This window comes from Ignavigranum ruoffiae (genome assembly GCF_900110675.1).
GTDB lineage: Bacteria > Bacillota > Bacilli > Lactobacillales > Aerococcaceae > Ignavigranum > Ignavigranum ruoffiae.
In genome coordinates, this window is sequence record NZ_FOEN01000001.1 from 310,200 (window position 1) to 326,536 (window position 16,337).

Genomic DNA, 16,337 nt, shown 5'->3' on the forward strand with positions numbered 1-16,337 from the left:
TTTATCCTTCTTTCATCGGCGGAATAATCCCCAGGTGTTGATAGGCTTTATCGGTGACCATTCGCCCTCTTTGTGTTCGTTTAATCAAGCCTTGTTGAATTAAATAAGGTTCATACATATCTTCAACGGTTTCAATATCTTCACTAATATTTACCGCAATAGTCGCAATACCTACAGGTCCGCCTTGGTACAAGTCGATCATTGACTTCAAAATTCGGCGGTCTAAGGCATCAAGCCCAGCTCGGTCAATTTCTAAGACTTCTAAAGCTGCTTGGGCAATATTAAGATTAATCTGCCCCTGATTCTTGACCAAAGCAAAATCTCGGACTCGGCGCAGGATACGATTGGCAATTCGCGGAGTTCCCCGACTTCTTAAGGCAATTTCATGCGCTGCTTCTTGATCAATCTCAATTTGGAATATACGGGCACTTCTGCCAACAATTTCTTGTAAATCAAGCAATTGATAATATTCCATATGGAGCATAATCCCAAAACGGTCACGTAAAGGATGACTTAATAGACCCGCTCGAGTCGTTGCACCAATTAAAGTAAAAGGAGGCAATTCGAAATGAATAGGTTGACTGGTCGGCCCTTGACCGACCACTATATCCACATAATAATCTTCCATGGCTGAATAAAGAACTTCTTCAACAATTTTGGGTAGGCGATGAATTTCATCGATAAATAAAATATCGCCAGCATTTAATTCATTCAAGATGGCAATCAAGTCCCCAGGTCTTTCGATAGCCGGTCCACTGGTCGTTTTGATTTGAACCTCTAATTCGTTGGCAATCACCATGGCCAGAGTCGTCTTACCTAATCCTGGCGGTCCATAAATCAGACAATGGTCTAAAGCTTCTTGACGCATTCGCGCGGCTTGAATATAAACCTGAAGTTCATCTTTAATCTTATCTTGGCCAATATATTCCTTAAGCCGATGAGGACGAATGGATAGAAGTTCAGGTAGATTCTCTTCTTCGAAGGCTTCATTAGACATTAACCGATCCACTGCACTCTCCCCTCCTATCCATGAACTAATTGACTAAAAGCATAGCTTAAAGCAGCTTGCGTTGTCGCAAAATGTTGTTGATTTAAATCCTTCTCAATCCGTTTAATTTCCCTTTGCGAATAGCCTAGACCAACTAGGGCTTGAATGGCTTCATCGACGACTGCCGTGCTAGTCGATGGTGCTGGTTTAACTGAATTAACTTTGAAATCGCTTAGCTTGCCGCTTAAATCTAAAATCATTTGCTGGGCCGTCTTTTTACCGACTCCAGGAAACTTGGTTAAATATGTCGAATCTCCTTGGTCAATCGCTTGCATTAGACCTTCATGATCGCCAACCGCTAAGATGGATAGAGCGCTTTTAGGACCGATGCCGGAAACCCGATTCAATGTATTAAATAAATCTCTTTCTTCCTGACTATAGAATCCATAGAGCAACTGGGCATCTTCACGAACAATCAATTCAGTATAACAACGGACTTGCTGGTTTAAATCGTCTTGCCAGACAAAAGGATTCGGACAATAAATCCGATAAGCTAGATTCGTTGTAAGGATGACAATATAGGTCGGTTGAATCTGAATTAATTGTCCTTGAATAAATTCGTACATGTTCTCACTCCACATATTTTATGTAATCTTGATAACCCGCATCCGCCATCTCTGCCAAGGGAATAAATTTTAGGGCGGCGGAATTGATACAATAACGTAGTCCACCACGATCTTGTGGTCCATCCGTGAAGACGTGTCCTAGATGAGAGCCCGATTCTTTGCTTCTTACTTCGGTTCGATGCATACCGAAACTGTCATCGCGGTGTTGGCTAATTTCTCTTTGAATGATAGGTTGACTAAAGGAAGGCCAGCCACAGCCCGCATTGTATTTATCCCGACTAGAAAATAGCGGAGTCCCGGAAACAATATCGACATAAATCCCTTTCTGATAGAAATCATTATATTTGCCTGAGAATGCCGGCTCAGTTCCGGCTTCTTGAGTGACATGATAAGCTTGGGGGGATAGATTTTTAATCTGTTCTTGATATTTATCTGCTTTCATTTATGATTACACTCCTTCTAAAATTGAGCATCGAGTCGACTCGTGTGACTATCTTGGATTCGTTTGAACCATTTTTCTAGTTGTTGTAATGAAATGTAAATCAGTACCGGCCGGCCGTGTGGACAATGATAAGGGTCATCTAATTCCGATAAGTCTTGTATTAATTGTACAGCTTCTTGATCCGATAAGTAGTGATTCGCCTTAATTGCTCCTCGACAAGATTTCATAATCAAGGCTGACTCAATCACATCTTTGATGCCTGCTTGCGGATGTTTCTCAATAAATTCGCATAAATCTAAGACCTGAGTAGTTAAATCTTCAGCATCAAGCCACAAAGGATAAGATTCTAATTGAAAACTTTGAGGGCCAAAAGCCTGTAGATTTATTCCTAAACTTTCTAATTTTGCTAAAGACTCTAAGATAAATTCTTCTTGAGCCAAACTTACCTGCAGATGAATCGGCATTAAGAGATACTGTTGTTCTATCGGATAATCTGCTTTCATAAATTGTTCATAACGAATCTTTTCTTGCGCCGCATGTTGATCAATTAAATAGAAACCGCCAGCCGATGTGGCTAAGAGATATGTTCCATGAATTTGGCCGACATAATGCAAATCATAGAAATTGACAGTCTCTGCTTGAGGTTGCTCTGATATAGTGGCGGTTGTATCGTCGCTGACAGGTCTTTCTATCGGTCGATGATCATGGGCACTTAATTCAGGGGGATTGATGCGATCATGATTCCTTGATACTTTTGATACTATTGACTTTTCTGCATTATTTCGAGCTTGATAGTTAAAATCTAAGGCTTCTTGGATTAAAGGGTTGTCTTGATAGGTCATCGTCGCTGATTGAGCTGGCAAATCCTGCTGATTAATTTCGGGAACTGGATTTTGAGCTTGGATCGCTCTTTGAACCTCTTGGGTTAATAGACTCGCCAGTTCATCTTCTAAACTTAGGCGAATCGTTTGCTTGGTGGGATGAACATTCACGTCAACTAAGCGTGGATCAAGTTGGATATGAATGACGGCAATCGGATAGCGACCAATCATTAATTGTCGACCATAAGCGCGAACTAGAACTTCTGACAACATACGCGAACGAACCGGCCGTCCATTGACAATCCAATGTATGTAAGACATGTTGGTCCGCGTTAATTTGGGCGATGACAGATAGCCATGGATGGTAAAATCCTTATCCTTGGCATGGATTTTAATTAAATCGCGAGCAATTGCTGGCTTATAGACTGAAGCAATTGCCTGTTGTAGGTCTCCATTACCAATCGATTGAAATATTTGATGCTGATCACTAATTAGCGTGAATTTTATCTCTGGATAGGCTAAAGCAATCTCCTGAATGAAATTCAAAATATGACGTAATTCTGTATTTAAACTTTTTAAGTGTTTTAAGCGAGCTGGAGTATTGTAAAACAATGAACGAACCGTCATTGAAGTTCCTTGCCGTGATTTAGCCTGACCTTGGTCCAAAATTTTTGATCCTTCGATTTGAATAAAGGATCCGGTCAACTGATCACTGGCTTTGCTTTCCAGATAGACCTTGGCAACTGAGCCGATACTCGCTAAAGCTTCACCACGGAAACCTAAAGAATGAATGGCAAACAAATCATGGGGATTAAATATCTTACTGGTCGCATGAGGTACAAAGGCGAGTTCCAAATCACTAGCGTCCATCCCCTGGCCATCATCACTCACTTTAATCAAGCTAATTCCAACTTCTTCAATTTCAATAATGATATGACTAGCCCCGGCATCAATCGAATTCTCAACTAATTCTTTGACAACTGAGGCCGGTCTTTCGACTACTTCACCCGCAGCAATTTGATTGGCCAGACTTTCTGGCATGATTCTAATCTTGGTCAAGCAAGCCCTCCTCTCTGAGTTCATCTTTAATTTTAACCAAAGTATTTAAGGCTTCGATCGGCGTCATTTCATTGATATTTAAAGTCTTAATCGATTCTTGAATCTGTTTCATACTTTCTCGTTCTGCTTGATAAGGTGCTGAATCGAAGAGATGGGTTTGTTCAACCTGCTCACCCAGGAAGATACTACGAGAGTTGGCTTCCAAGTCGGCTAATTTTGCTTGTGAATAATCAATCAGATCATCTGGCAGCCCAGCTAATTTGGCCACATGAATCCCATAAGATCGATCTGCTGGCCCAGGTAGAATCTTGTGCAAGAAAGTGACCTGACCATTGACCTCACTGGCACCTACATGAATATTTTTAAGGTAAGGAATTTCTTGATTTAAGTCGGTGAGTTCATGATAATGCGTAGAGAAGATGGTCACCGCTTTAACCTTTCGTGCAATATACGCCAGAATCCCTTGAGCCAGGGCCATTCCATCATATGTTGCCGTACCGCGACCTAATTCATCAAACAATAATAGGCTGTGCTGGGTAGCCTGCTTGAGGGCAATATTTGTTTCTAACATTTCAACCATAAAAGTACTTTGTCCTTGAGAAATATCGTCAGCTGAGCCAATCCGAGTGAATATGCGGTCGACAAGCGGTAATTTAGCCACTTTGGCTGGAACAAAGGAACCAATCTGATTCATAATGACAGCATAAGCAACTTGGCGCATGTAAGTGGATTTACCAGACATATTGGGTCCTGTTAGTAAGAGCATCGGTTTTTGTTCATCCACCCATAAATCATTGGCAACAAATTCTGCCTGCCCCACTAAACGTTCGACCACTGGATGGCGAGAATCAATTAGCTCATACTGATAAGGATGGTCGCTTATTTCAGCACGGACATAATTTTCTTGTTCAGCTAAACTGGCAAAATTACAGTAAACATCTAATTCAGCGATTTGTCGAGCTAGAATCTGCAACTGAGGCACATATTGATTAATTTGAGCTCTTAATTGAGCAAAGAGTTCATATTCCAATTGTTTAGATTTTTCTTGAGCATCTAATATTTTGCTTTCCATTGCCTTAAGTTCATCGGTGATAAAGCGTTCTGAATTTGCTAGCGTTTGTTTGCGTTGATAACGTTCGTCCTTTAAGGATTGGGCTTGTAAACGAGAAAGCTCCAAGTAGTATCCAAAAACTTTATTATAGCCAACTTTTAAATTCTTAATGCCCGTAATTTCACGTTCGCGCAGTTGCAAGTCAATTAACCAATCTTGTCCATGGTTAAGGGCCTGACGATATTCATCTAATAACTCATGGTAGCCATCTTTAATAATATTTCCTTCCGTAATGGATATTGGTGGATCATCTACTAAGGCTTGGTCTAGTTCAGCTAACAGCTCTTCAAATTCTGCCAAAGGTGCAAATGCAGATGGATTATCAGCAACATTCGCATTGACTTGAGCTAGCAATTGATTAATGGCAGGGATTCTTCTCAAAGAAAATCTTAATTGATCTAAATCGCGAGCATTCGCCGAAGCCAGAGATATTTTTGAAATTAATCGTTCTAGATCATAGATATCTCTCAATTTTGGAATTAATTCCATCCGTTCAAAGAAAGCTTGCAGAAGATAGGACACTTTTTGATGACGGTCAATTAAAGCGGCCTTATCATAGAGAGGCTTATCAATCCAAGAATGTAACAAGCGTCCCCCCATAGCGGTCTTAGTTTGATCAAGGAACCATAATAAAGACCCCTTCTTCCGTTGAGTCCGTAATGATTGAGTCAGTTCCAATTGTTTCTTTGCAAAATAATTCATTAATAAAAATTGATTTAAACGATAGCGTTCTACTGCTTTAAGGTATTTCAAACTTTGTTTTTGGGTATAGTTTAAATAAGAGAATAATAAAGATAATACCTTGACTTCCCCATCGCTCGGCTGATCTAGTTGCCAAAGTGGTTCTAAGGTTGAATTAATCGGGTATGGTGAGATCGTTTGCTGATAAATCGACTGCAATGGGGTCAAAAGGCTTTCCTTCTGCCTGATATCAATAATCAACTCTGCCGGCCCAATTGATTGAATTTCGCTACTTATTTGTTCCCAACTTTGGGTATGTGTCAGAAAGATATCCCCGATAGTGACATCACTGTAGACGAAATAAAATATGGTTTCATATTCAATCAAGGCAGCTAAGAAATTATGTTCTTTCTGCTTTAGAGAATCGGGTTCCATAATCGTTCCCGGTGTAATGACTTTAACTACATCTCGCTTGACCATACCTTTAGTTAACTTAGGATCTTCAAGTTGTTCACAAATGGCGACTTTATATCCGGCTTCAATCAAGCGTCGAATGTATTGGTCGGCCGAATGGTGTGGTACACCACACATAGGAATTGGCTGGTCGGCTTGCTTATTTCGCGAAGTTAAAGTAATTTCTAAAACTTTAGCCGCTTCTAGGGCATCCTCATTGAACATTTCATAAAAATCACCCAATCTAAAAAATAATATGGCATCAGCATATTCTTCTTTTAAACGATTATACTGTTCCATCATTGGAGTGGTTTTCTTTGCTTTATCTGTCATCTTATCACCCTATCATAGATATGTTTCGTCAAATGTTATAAGTAAATCTGTCGCATCTTATTATAACACAGGTTATTCACTTAGACTTAACTCAGTGCCATGAAAGGCAGTGATTAAGTGTTATCATAAAAAAGCCAAATCGAATTCTATTTTCTTTAGATTCATAGAAAACAAAAAAACCAACCGAAGTTGGTTTTTTATAAAATTATTTTGCGACTTCAACGGCTCTCGTTTCGCGAATAACCGTTACTTTAATATTTCCAGGATATGTCATTTCGGTCTCGATACGTTTTCGAACATTGCGGGCCAATTTAGAAGCCTGGGCATCGTTAATTTGATCAGGTTGAACAATCACTCTCACTTCGCGCCCAGCTTGGATCGCATAAGAGTGCGATACCCCATCAAAACTATTAGAAATTTCTTCGAGTTGTTCTAGACGACGAATATAATTTTCTAATGATTCGCTACGTGCTCCAGGGCGAGCAGCTGATAAAGCATCAGCAGTTGCTACAATGACAGCAATGGTCGAGCTAGGTTGTACGTCACCATGGTGAGAAGCAATCGAATTAATTACAATCTCTGGTTCATGATAGCGTTTGGCAATCTCTGCCCCAATTTCAACGTGAGTCCCTTCAATCTCATGATCTAAGGCTTTACCTAAGTCATGTAGTAAGCCGGCACGTTTAGCTAATTGAACATCTTCACCAAATTCCCCTGCAATAAAGCCGGATAATTTAGCAACTTCAATACTGTGTTTTAAGACATTTTGACCATAACTTGTTCGATAAGCTAAGCGACCAATGACTTTAATCAAATCAGGATGGAGTGAGTGAATACCCAGTTCAAAGGTAGCTTCTTCCCCATACTCCCGAATGCGTTCATCAAGTTCTTTGCGAGAACGTTCGACCATTTCTTCAATTCTAGCCGGATGAATCCTGCCATCTTGAATTAATTTCTCCAAGGCCGTCTTGGCAATTTGACGACGTATTGGATCAAATCCACTTAAAACGACGGTCTCAGGAGTATCATCGATAATTAAGTCAATCCCGGTCATTGATTCAAAGGTACGAATATTGCGTCCTTCCCGACCAATAATTCTACCTTTCATATCATCATTCGGTAATGACACGACACTAACTGAATTATCCGTGACCACATCCGTCGATGTACGTTGCATCGCTTGGAGTAATAATTGTTTAGCTTTTCGGTTAGACTCGTCTCTGGCTTGATCTTCAGCTTGGCGAACCATGATAGCAATCTCTTGAGATAATTCTTGCTCGGTCTCAGCTAAAATTTGAGATTTAGCTTGATCGCGAGACATGGCTGCAACACGTTCTAATTCCGTTTTTTGCTCTTCAAGCAATTTTTCTATCTCAGATTCATGTTCTACCATTTGTTCTTGACGTTGACGATAATCTTGTTCTTTATTCTCGAGATTTAATTCTCTTTGATCGAGCAAGTTACTGCGTTGATCTAGATTATCTTCTTTTTGATTTAACCGACTTTCATTTTTTACTACTTCATTGCGTCGATCTTTTAACTCATTCTCTACTTCATTACGGTACTTTAAGTTTTCTTCCTTCGCTTCAAACAATGCTTCCCTTTTTAAAATCTGGGCCTGTTTAATCGCATCAGATACGATTGCTTCAGCGTTGGCTTTAGCACCATTGACTTGTTTCTCATCTGAAATTTTACGAATGAAATATCCAACAACACATCCGATTATTAAAGCAACGATTACGAAGGCGATTGACTGTAAGTCCATAAGAGTCACCTCCGAATCTATTATGATTTCTATTCATTTTAGTTAATTAAAATAAATAATGTATTGCTACATAATTTTATCATACGTTTTTATCGAGAATTAGTCAATGAAAGAAAATAATATTTGCTCAATTGTTGAATTAAGCACAGATAAATCGATTTCATCAAGCGTTCAAATCTTTAATCAAGGACCAATTCAGTGGATTCTTCTTCTTTCACTGTTTCATCAGCCATATTAAAATGTTGGCGAACCTTGTGCTCTATTTCGCGATAAATCTCTGGATTGTTGAGTAAGAAAGCTTTAGCATTCTCACGTCCCTGACCAATCCGTTCTTCACCATATGAATACCAAGAGCCTGCCTTATTAATCACATCAATTTCAGCTGCCATATCGACGAGTTCGCCTACTTGAGAAATTCCTTCACCATAAATCAGGTCAACCATGGCTTCTTTAAAAGGTGGGGCGACTTTATTTTTGACAATTTTAATCCGCACACGGTTACCATAGGAATTGCCACCTTCTTTTAAGGTTTCTGCTCGTCGAACTTCTAATCGGACTGAAGCATAAAACTTAAGGGCTCTTCCTCCAGGAGTCGTTTCCGGATTACCGAACATGACTCCAATTTTCTCCCGAACCTGATTAATAAAGAAACAAATGGTCTTAGTTTTATTAATCGAACCAGATAATTTACGCAGGGCTTGTGACATTAGACGCGCTTGTAAGCCCATATGAGAGTCGCCCATCTCGCCATCAATTTCAGCACGTGGAACTAAAGCTGCCACGGAGTCAATGACCACAATATCAATCGCTCCCGAAGAAACTAAGGCATCCGCTATTTCCAATCCTTGTTCCCCCGTATCAGGTTGAGATAAAAGCAATTCATCGATGTTCACACCTAATCGCTTAGCATATTCAGGATCAAGTGCGTGCTCAGCATCAATAAAAGCTGCTGTGCCTCCCTGTTTTTGGACTTCAGCAATCGCGTGAAGCGCCACGGTGGTCTTCCCTGAAGATTCTGGACCATAACATTCAATGATTCTTCCTCGAGGATATCCACCCACACCCAAAGCAACATCAAGAGCTAAGGAACCCGATGAAACGGTTGAAATCTTAGTATCTGTCTTATCCCCTAACTTCATAATGGCACCTTTACCAAAATTCTTTTCAATATTTTTTAAAGCCATGTCTAAAGCTTTTTTACGATCTTTATCTACCATCAGTGTACCTCCCACTTTCATTTCTATCATATTATAACAAAACATCGACAAAATACAAGAACATTTGTTCTTATTTAAGCACACTGGCCAACAACTTTAAGGCTTCTTCTTTAGCAAGTAGTCTTATTTTATCACGACTTTGGCTCCCTAGGTTCAATTCCTTAATCAAGACTTGCTGATCAGGTTGAGCTAAACCAATAAATACTTGACCTACAGGGTGACCATCGAGTGAATCAGGACCTGCCACACCGGTTAAACTCAAGCCGTAGTCAGACTGGGACTTTTTTTGACAATTTACAGCCATGGCTTGCGCCACTTCAGCCGAAACCACTGAATAGCGGTTAATAAAATCTAAATCAATCCCTAAATATTTGTATTTACTTGAAGTTTGATAAGTTACAAAACCACCGACCAGCACTTCTCCAGCACCAGGAACAGTAGTTAATGAGCTACTGACCAAACCACCCGTTAAACTTTCTGCTAAGCCTAGAGTGATCCCTTCTTGGGTCATTTTATGAATAATCATTTCTTCTAGAGTTTCATCTTCTTTTAAGAGTTGATCCACCCCTAAGCAATTTTCAATTTGATCGGATAAATCAGCTAATAATTTCTCAGCAGTCTGCTGAGAATCTGCTGTTGCAGTTAAGCGAAGTTGAAGCTTGTTTGGCTTGGCATAGATTGCGATGGTAGGATTCGTTTGATTTTGAATCAGTTCATCTAGTTTATCTGCAAGATAAGCTTCACCCATCGGTTTAATTTCAATATATTTTGATTGAATGACTGGCTGCTGATTAAATTCGTCTTTTAAATACGTCAACAGGTAGCGATCAACCATTAACTCAAGCTCACGCGGTGGACCGGGTAGAATAATAATATAGCTGTATCGGTCCAAATAAGGAAACTTATAGGCACAGCCCAAAGCCAATCCATTATCATTATTAAATGTTTTCGAATTAGCTAAGATATGTGCTTGCTTTTGATCCAAGGCAGTCATCGAACGACTCCGCTCTTGAAAGTAGGTCTCAATTTCCTTTAAGTGAGCTCGATCAATCATTAAATCAATCCCCAGCGCCGCAGCCACCGCCTCTTTGGTGATGTCATCTCGGGTTGGACCGAGTCCACCCGCAATAATAATCAATTGCGAACGATCTAAAGCTGTCTTCAGACTGGCTTGAATCCGCTGCGGATTATCTCCGACAGTTTGTTTAAAATAAGTTCCGATGCCCAATGATTCCAACTTCCGGGCAATATAACTCGAATTAGAATCCAGAACAGTGCCCATTAATAATTCTGTCCCCACCGTAATTATTTCAGCTTTCATAACAACCTCCAAATATAGATACAATAAAAATAAAGAAAATCCGATAAAAAAAGCATTTCAAAAAGACACCTTGAAATGCTTGATGATTATTTATTATAAAATACAAAACGTCCCTGGTAAAAATATTCGATTCCCGAATAAATAGTAAAAAACAGGCAAACATATAATAATAGCTTGGCAATTGAGAAAGGTAACTGATTTAAACCAAAATCATCCATTAAGAAAAATATAATAGCAAACATTTGGGTAAAGGTTTTAATTTTTCCGGGCATCGCCGCAGCCATGACTTTACCATCATGTTGGGCTAACAAGACTCGAAGTCCTGTCACTAAAAGTTCACGACCTAGAATAATAATACAAATCCAGGCTGGAACTTTCTGCATAGAAACCAAAGCGACAAAGGCGGCCATTACCAACAGCTTATCGGCCATCGGATCGAAAAAAGCCCCAAATGAAGTTACCAAATGATATTTACGTGCCAAATAGCCGTCCAAATAATCCGTTACCGAAGCTAAGGCAAAAATAATCGCCGCTAAGAAATGAGCTAAAGGAATCTGCTGTGCCATAAAACTTATTGAAACCGCTGGATCAATCAGATAAAGCACGCCGACAAAAACTGGTATCAGAAACAGCCGCAGTAAGGTTAATTGATTCGCAATATTCATCATTACTCACCGCTATAGTTAGGATCATATACCGCAGGGCCTTGATATCCTGTATTTTCAGCCGCAGAACTTTCGGATGCCTCAGCCTCAGTCGCTTGACTGCTCTCATCACCTGGAAGATCGAGCGGAATAGATTCAGCTGGCGTTTCTTTCACATCATCTGCCAACTGGAAGACGATGGTCTCTTTGATATAATCACTTTTTGCTTCAATTTCCTTACCATTAACATAGAATTTACCACCTTCAGGATAACCTAAACGCAATCGAATAGTTTTGGCACCTGGTTGTGGCTTGAAGGTCACTGATTCTCCTTCAGCTACTGGCGTATCCACTTGGATCACATCATCTTGATAAATACCGACCCAGACAAAGGCATCAGCCTTCACTTCGAATTCATATTCTTCAATTGGATTTTCTAATTGATACAAGGTTTCCTCGGTCGGTTCAGACAGAAGAGTAATCACTTGTTTTCCAACTTTAATTTGGTTTTCAGCCAAACTTTCTTGGGTAGACTCGGTATTTGTTTCATTAGTTTCTTCAACTTCGACGGTATCAGGTTCAACGACGGATACGATCGCAGACTCTTGTTCTTTTTGACCAGTCTCTACTTTATCTTTTTGACTAATACTTTGAATGGCAAAAATTAATGTAGCGATAATTAACAAAATAATTGTAATTAACAAAATCATCGGTAAATAAGATAAAACATGTTCCCATTGGCTTTTCTCACCTTGTTGATGACGCTCCAAACGAGACGGGATCGAACTTTCTTCAACGAAGTCCTCCTCTTCTTCTACCGGATTAATAATCTCTGCTTCATGATCCTCTAGAAGTTGGTTGCCGTTTAGGCCAACAATATCCGCATATTGTTTCACAAAAGCTCGGACGTAATATTGACCCGGTAAAATATCAAACTGTCCATCCTCGATCGCCTGTAAATATTTTTTTTGAATTTTTGTTTTTTGTTGTAAAGTATTTAAAGTATAGCCTCGTTCGATGCGGGCATCACGTAGTTTGCTTCCTAACTCGCTCATTTATTTACTCCCTTTTACAAATGTATTTATTTTATTATAGCATAAATTAAGCAGTCTGCGAGTATGTCCCGAAACTCTTATCCATAAAAAAACGACTTTGCTAACCCCTTAAATTCATAAGAAGTCACAAAGTCAGCTTTATATATATGATTTATTTTGATTTGACATAAGTTCGTCCACCGGCAGCTGGTCCACGTGATTGACCCACAAAACCAACTAGGACAAAAATAGTAATGATATATGGAGCAATTTGCAGTAATACAGATGGAATCTTGGCGATGAATGGAATTTGCGAACCGATGACTGATAAACTTTGGGCAAAGCCGAAGAATATAGCAGCTAACATCGCTCCAATAGGATTCCATTGGCCAAATATCATCGCTGCCATGGCAATAAATCCTTGACCGGCTACAGTCACATGTGAGAAGTTCATCGAAATCGATTGGGCTAAGACGGCTCCTCCTATTCCACCCAGGAAGCCTGATATCATGACCCCATAATACTTCATGCGATAAACATTAATTCCTAAAGTATCGGCAGCTTGCGGATGTTCCCCTACAGATCTTAAACGCAATCCAAAACGGGTTTTATAAATAATAAACCAAGAAATCACTGCGAACAGAATCCCAACATAAGCGGGTAAAGAGGTCTTGGTAAAGAAGATTGGCCCAAGGATAGGGATTTTAGCTAAGACAGGAAAGTTGAAATAACCAAATGACTTACTAATAATTTCGGTCTGACCTTTGCCGGAAAAGAACACACGGGTCAAGAAAATACCCAAGGCAGGTGCCACGAGGTTCAAGACGGTCCCAGAAATAATATGGTCTGCTCTTAAATTAACCGTGGCCAAGGCATGAATTAATGAGAAAGCGACCCCCACCAGCCCGGCAGCCAGTAAAGCAAACCATGGAGTCCAAGCACCTAAAGAATCAGCAAAATGCAAATTAAACATAACCGCTGAGAAGGCCCCTATTACCATAATTCCTTCCAAACCTACGTTGACAATCCCACCCCGTTCAGAAAAGACGCCACCCAATGAGGTAAAAATTAAAGGGGCTGAATAAATTAAGGTTGAAGAAACAAGTAAGGCTAATATTTCTAAATTCATTCTGTCTTACCTCCTTGTTTAGCTTTCTTAGACTGATGACGTTCTACAAAATAGCGGATCACATAATTGGCACCGACGAAGAAAATAATAGAAGCGGTCACAATCCCTACAATTTCTTGGGGAACCTTGGCTGAGAAAGACATAAAGGTGGCTCCGGTCTGTAAACCACCAAATAATAGACTCGCTAATATAATACCAAATGGATTCAAGGCACCGAGCAAGGCAACTGCCATGCCGTCAAAACCGATCGCTGGGGCAACCCCGTTGGTTAAGAAGATATTGCGAAATTCGCCTAGGCCGTTCATCACCCCACCCAAACCAGCAAGCGCTCCTGAAAGAACCATCGCTAAAATAATATTCTTTTTCGCATTCATCCCCGCATAATTGGCTCCATGTTTGTTGAGCCCGACTGCTTTTAATTCAAAACCAAGGCTTGTGCGTTGAATAAAGACGTAGACAATCACTACCATTATCAATGCTATAAAAATACCACCATGTATTTTTGAGAAATTAGTCAACTCCGAGAGTTTCGGAATCACTAAGGAAGCATTGTCACCAATCATCGGGGTAGCATCTGCTTGATCGGTAATCACATTACGAATGATAAAATCAGTGACATAAACCGACACATAGTTCAACATAATCGTCACAATAACTTCACTGGTATTAAAGAAAGCTTTCAAAATTCCCGGAATTGCCGCAAAAAGGGCTCCGGCTAACATACCAGCAATAATCGCCATAGGCAAAACTAGCCATTTGCTCTGCTCGGGCATCAATAAAGCCACCCAAACAGAGACCAACCAGCCAAATAAAGCTTGCCCAGACAAACCAATATTAAAGAAGCCAGCGGTATAAGCAATAGAAAAACCCAAACCAGTCAGAATTAAAGGCGTCGCTGCCCGAATCGTTTGACCAATATTAAATGGATTCCCTACCGCACCTTCCCAAAGGGCTTTATAACCAACAATGGGATCATAATTAAAGCAAATCATCACAATGGCTCCAAAAATTAAGCCAATGACGACTGATAAAATTGAAACCAGCATACCTGACCATTTATTTTGATACATTCTGGACACCTTCCTTTTCTGGATGACTTTGAAACTGGTCTGTTTGTCGCATTTCTTTGACTTCTTCGTATGAGGTTCCTGACATCATTAGACCAATTTCTTGTTCATTCGTCTCAGAGGCTGGAATATCGGCAACAATTTGTCCTTCATACATTACCAGAATTCGATCAGAAACATTTAGAATTTCATCCAACTCAAAACTCATTAAGAGGACGGCTTTGTCCTGATTCCGTTGGTCAATCAGTCTCTTGTGAATAAATTCAATCGCCCCCACGTCTAATCCCCGAGTTGGATTAGCCGCAATCAGCAAATTCGGATTACTATCTAATTCACGAGCAATAATCGCCTTTTGTTGGTTACCACCCGACAAAGACCGAATCGGGCTCTTTTGTGAGCTGGTGCGAACATCAAAATGTTCGATTAATTTTTGCGCATGTTTTTCAATGGCTGAAAATTTAAGGAAACCAGATTGAGAATAATCTTCTTTGAAATAATCTTTAATAATGAAGTTTTCTTCCACACTCATATCTAGAATCAAACCATACCGATGACGGTCTTCTGGAATATGGCCGACACCCATTTCATTAATAGCACGAGGTGATGCATGAGTAATGTCTACATGTCCTAAATTAATTTGACCTGACTTGACCGGCATTAAGCCATTAAGCGCTAGAATCAATTCAGTCTGTCCGTTGCCGTCAATTCCGGCAATCCCAACGACTTCACCACGACGGACTTGGAAGGACAGATGATTTACTCGCGGTATCCCCTTTTGATCCTCAACGACCAAATCCTTAACCGCGAGTGCAACTTCTTTAGGCTCAGAGGCTTTTTTCTCTGTTTTAAAGGAAACGACCCGGCCGACCATCATGTTGGCTAAGGTATTGGCATCAGTATCTGCGACCTTTACCGTATCAATTGATTGACCTCGGCGGATGACCGTACAGTAATCAGCTACCTTCTTAATTTCATCTAACTTATGAGTAATAATGATAATAGACTTTCCTTCACGGGCTAATGCCTTTAAAGTTACCATTAAATCATCAATTTCTTGAGGAGTCAGCGAGGCAGTCGGTTCATCAAAAATCAGCATATCAGCTCCCCGATATAAGACTTTCAGAATCTCAACCCGCTGCTGCATACCTACTGATATATTCTCCACCAGCGCATCTAAGTCAACATTCAATCCATATTGCTTTGATAATTCTTCGACTTTCTTGCGTGCTACTGCTTTATCTAAAAAAATCCCCTGCTGAGGTTCTTGACCAAGAATAATATTTTCTAAAACAGTGAAAGCATCAATTAACATAAAATGTTGATGAACCATCCCAATACCTAACTGGTAAGCTTTGGTGGGTGAATCAATCACTTCAGCTTGGCCATTCATATAAATTTCCCCACTTGTGGGTTCTAATAATCCTGACAAAATATTCATCAAGGTAGATTTACCTGCACCATTTTCTCCAAGTAATGCATGTATTTCGCCACGATACAACTTTAAATTGATATCTTTATTGGCATAGAAATTTCCAAACTTCTTACTAATTTGGCGCATTTCAATCACAGGGACTGCTTGAGTTTCCATAGCCGCCTCTCCTTCTAAATGAGATAATAATGAAATTAGTACACTTAAAATAATATCA

The 16,337-nt window shown here is 40.0% G+C and carries 13 protein-coding genes; all 13 read right to left on the bottom strand.

The genetic code is table 11. The features are described 5' to 3' along the window. Position 1: 1 nt before the first annotated feature. Positions 2–997, bottom strand: coding sequence for a Holliday junction branch migration DNA helicase RuvB (gene ruvB / locus BMX34_RS01395; protein ID WP_092570293.1), 996 nt, complete (start codon positions 995–997; stop codon positions 2–4). Positions 998–1,023: 26 nt separating this feature from the next. Beyond that, complete coding sequence (gene ruvA, locus BMX34_RS01400) at positions 1,024–1,614, bottom strand: Holliday junction branch migration protein RuvA (RefSeq protein ID WP_092570027.1); 591 nt, start codon at positions 1,612–1,614, stop codon at positions 1,024–1,026. Between the two features lie 4 nt (positions 1,615–1,618). Then, on the bottom strand, positions 1,619–2,056 hold the full coding sequence (gene msrB / locus BMX34_RS01405) for a peptide-methionine (R)-S-oxide reductase MsrB (RefSeq protein WP_092570029.1): 438 nt from the start codon (positions 2,054–2,056) through the stop codon (positions 1,619–1,621). Positions 2,057–2,073: 17 nt separating this feature from the next. Then, positions 2,074–3,936, bottom strand: a complete 1,863-nt coding sequence (gene mutL, locus BMX34_RS01410; RefSeq protein ID WP_092570031.1) for a DNA mismatch repair endonuclease MutL — start codon at positions 3,934–3,936, stop codon at positions 2,074–2,076. Further along, positions 3,923–6,514, bottom strand: a complete 2,592-nt coding sequence (gene mutS, locus BMX34_RS01415) for a DNA mismatch repair protein MutS (RefSeq protein ID WP_092570033.1) — start codon at positions 6,512–6,514, stop codon at positions 3,923–3,925. Before mutS ends, mutL begins: the two co-directional genes overlap by 14 nt. 205 nt (positions 6,515–6,719) lie before the next feature. Further along, the gene (gene rny, locus BMX34_RS01420; protein WP_092570035.1) at positions 6,720–8,279 is read right to left on the bottom strand and encodes a ribonuclease Y; all 1,560 of its coding nucleotides are present in this window, start codon (positions 8,277–8,279) and stop codon (positions 6,720–6,722) included. 179 nt (positions 8,280–8,458) lie between these two features. Further along, complete coding sequence (recA, locus tag BMX34_RS01425) at positions 8,459–9,496, bottom strand: recombinase RecA (protein ID WP_092570037.1); 1,038 nt, start codon at positions 9,494–9,496, stop codon at positions 8,459–8,461. A 70-nt stretch (positions 9,497–9,566) separates the two neighbouring features. Beyond that, a complete protein-coding gene (locus tag BMX34_RS01430) occupies positions 9,567–10,817 on the bottom strand; it encodes a competence/damage-inducible protein A (RefSeq protein ID WP_092570039.1) in 1,251 nt (416 codons plus the stop codon). An 86-nt stretch (positions 10,818–10,903) separates the two neighbouring features. After that, positions 10,904–11,482, bottom strand: a complete 579-nt coding sequence (gene pgsA, locus BMX34_RS01435) for a CDP-diacylglycerol--glycerol-3-phosphate 3-phosphatidyltransferase (protein ID WP_092570041.1) — start codon at positions 11,480–11,482, stop codon at positions 10,904–10,906. 2 nt (positions 11,483–11,484) lie between these two features. Beyond that, positions 11,485–12,516, bottom strand: coding sequence for a helix-turn-helix domain-containing protein (locus BMX34_RS01440; RefSeq protein WP_092570043.1), 1,032 nt, complete (start codon positions 12,514–12,516; stop codon positions 11,485–11,487). 151 nt (positions 12,517–12,667) lie between these two features. Beyond that, positions 12,668–13,624 carry an ABC transporter permease gene (locus BMX34_RS01445; RefSeq protein WP_092570045.1) on the bottom strand — a complete coding sequence of 319 codons (957 nt, stop codon included), beginning with the start codon at positions 13,622–13,624 and terminating at the stop codon, positions 12,668–12,670. Then, on the bottom strand, positions 13,621–14,694 hold the full coding sequence (locus BMX34_RS01450) for an ABC transporter permease (RefSeq protein WP_092570047.1): 1,074 nt from the start codon (positions 14,692–14,694) through the stop codon (positions 13,621–13,623). Before BMX34_RS01450 ends, BMX34_RS01445 begins: the two co-directional genes overlap by 4 nt. Beyond that, the gene (locus BMX34_RS01455) at positions 14,681–16,279 is read right to left on the bottom strand and encodes an ABC transporter ATP-binding protein (protein ID WP_092570049.1); all 1,599 of its coding nucleotides are present in this window, start codon (positions 16,277–16,279) and stop codon (positions 14,681–14,683) included. Before BMX34_RS01455 ends, BMX34_RS01450 begins: the two co-directional genes overlap by 14 nt. Positions 16,280–16,337: the final 58 nt, after the last annotated feature.

Excerpts from the sequence above, each read along its gene's own strand:
- ruvB (WP_092570293.1), bottom strand. The coding sequence starts at position 997 with ATGTCTAATGAAGCCTTCGAAGAAGAGAATCTACCTGAACTTCTATCC.
- ruvA (WP_092570027.1), bottom strand. The coding sequence starts at position 1,614 with ATGTACGAATTTATTCAAGGACAATTAATTCAGATTCAACCGACCTAT.
- msrB (WP_092570029.1), bottom strand. The coding sequence starts at position 2,056 with ATGAAAGCAGATAAATATCAAGAACAGATTAAAAATCTATCCCCCCAA.
- mutS (WP_092570033.1), bottom strand. The coding sequence starts at position 6,514 with ATGACAGATAAAGCAAAGAAAACCACTCCAATGATGGAACAGTATAAT.
- rny (WP_092570035.1), bottom strand. The coding sequence starts at position 8,279 with ATGGACTTACAGTCAATCGCCTTCGTAATCGTTGCTTTAATAATCGGA.
- recA (WP_092570037.1), bottom strand. The coding sequence starts at position 9,496 with ATGGTAGATAAAGATCGTAAAAAAGCTTTAGACATGGCTTTAAAAAAT.
- BMX34_RS01430 (WP_092570039.1), bottom strand. The coding sequence starts at position 10,817 with ATGAAAGCTGAAATAATTACGGTGGGGACAGAATTATTAATGGGCACT.
- pgsA (WP_092570041.1), bottom strand. The coding sequence starts at position 11,482 with ATGAATATTGCGAATCAATTAACCTTACTGCGGCTGTTTCTGATACCA.
- BMX34_RS01440 (WP_092570043.1), bottom strand. The coding sequence starts at position 12,516 with ATGAGCGAGTTAGGAAGCAAACTACGTGATGCCCGCATCGAACGAGGC.
- BMX34_RS01445 (WP_092570045.1), bottom strand. The coding sequence starts at position 13,624 with ATGAATTTAGAAATATTAGCCTTACTTGTTTCTTCAACCTTAATTTAT.
- BMX34_RS01450 (WP_092570047.1), bottom strand. The coding sequence starts at position 14,694 with ATGTATCAAAATAAATGGTCAGGTATGCTGGTTTCAATTTTATCAGTC.
- BMX34_RS01455 (WP_092570049.1), bottom strand. The coding sequence starts at position 16,279 with ATGGAAACTCAAGCAGTCCCTGTGATTGAAATGCGCCAAATTAGTAAG.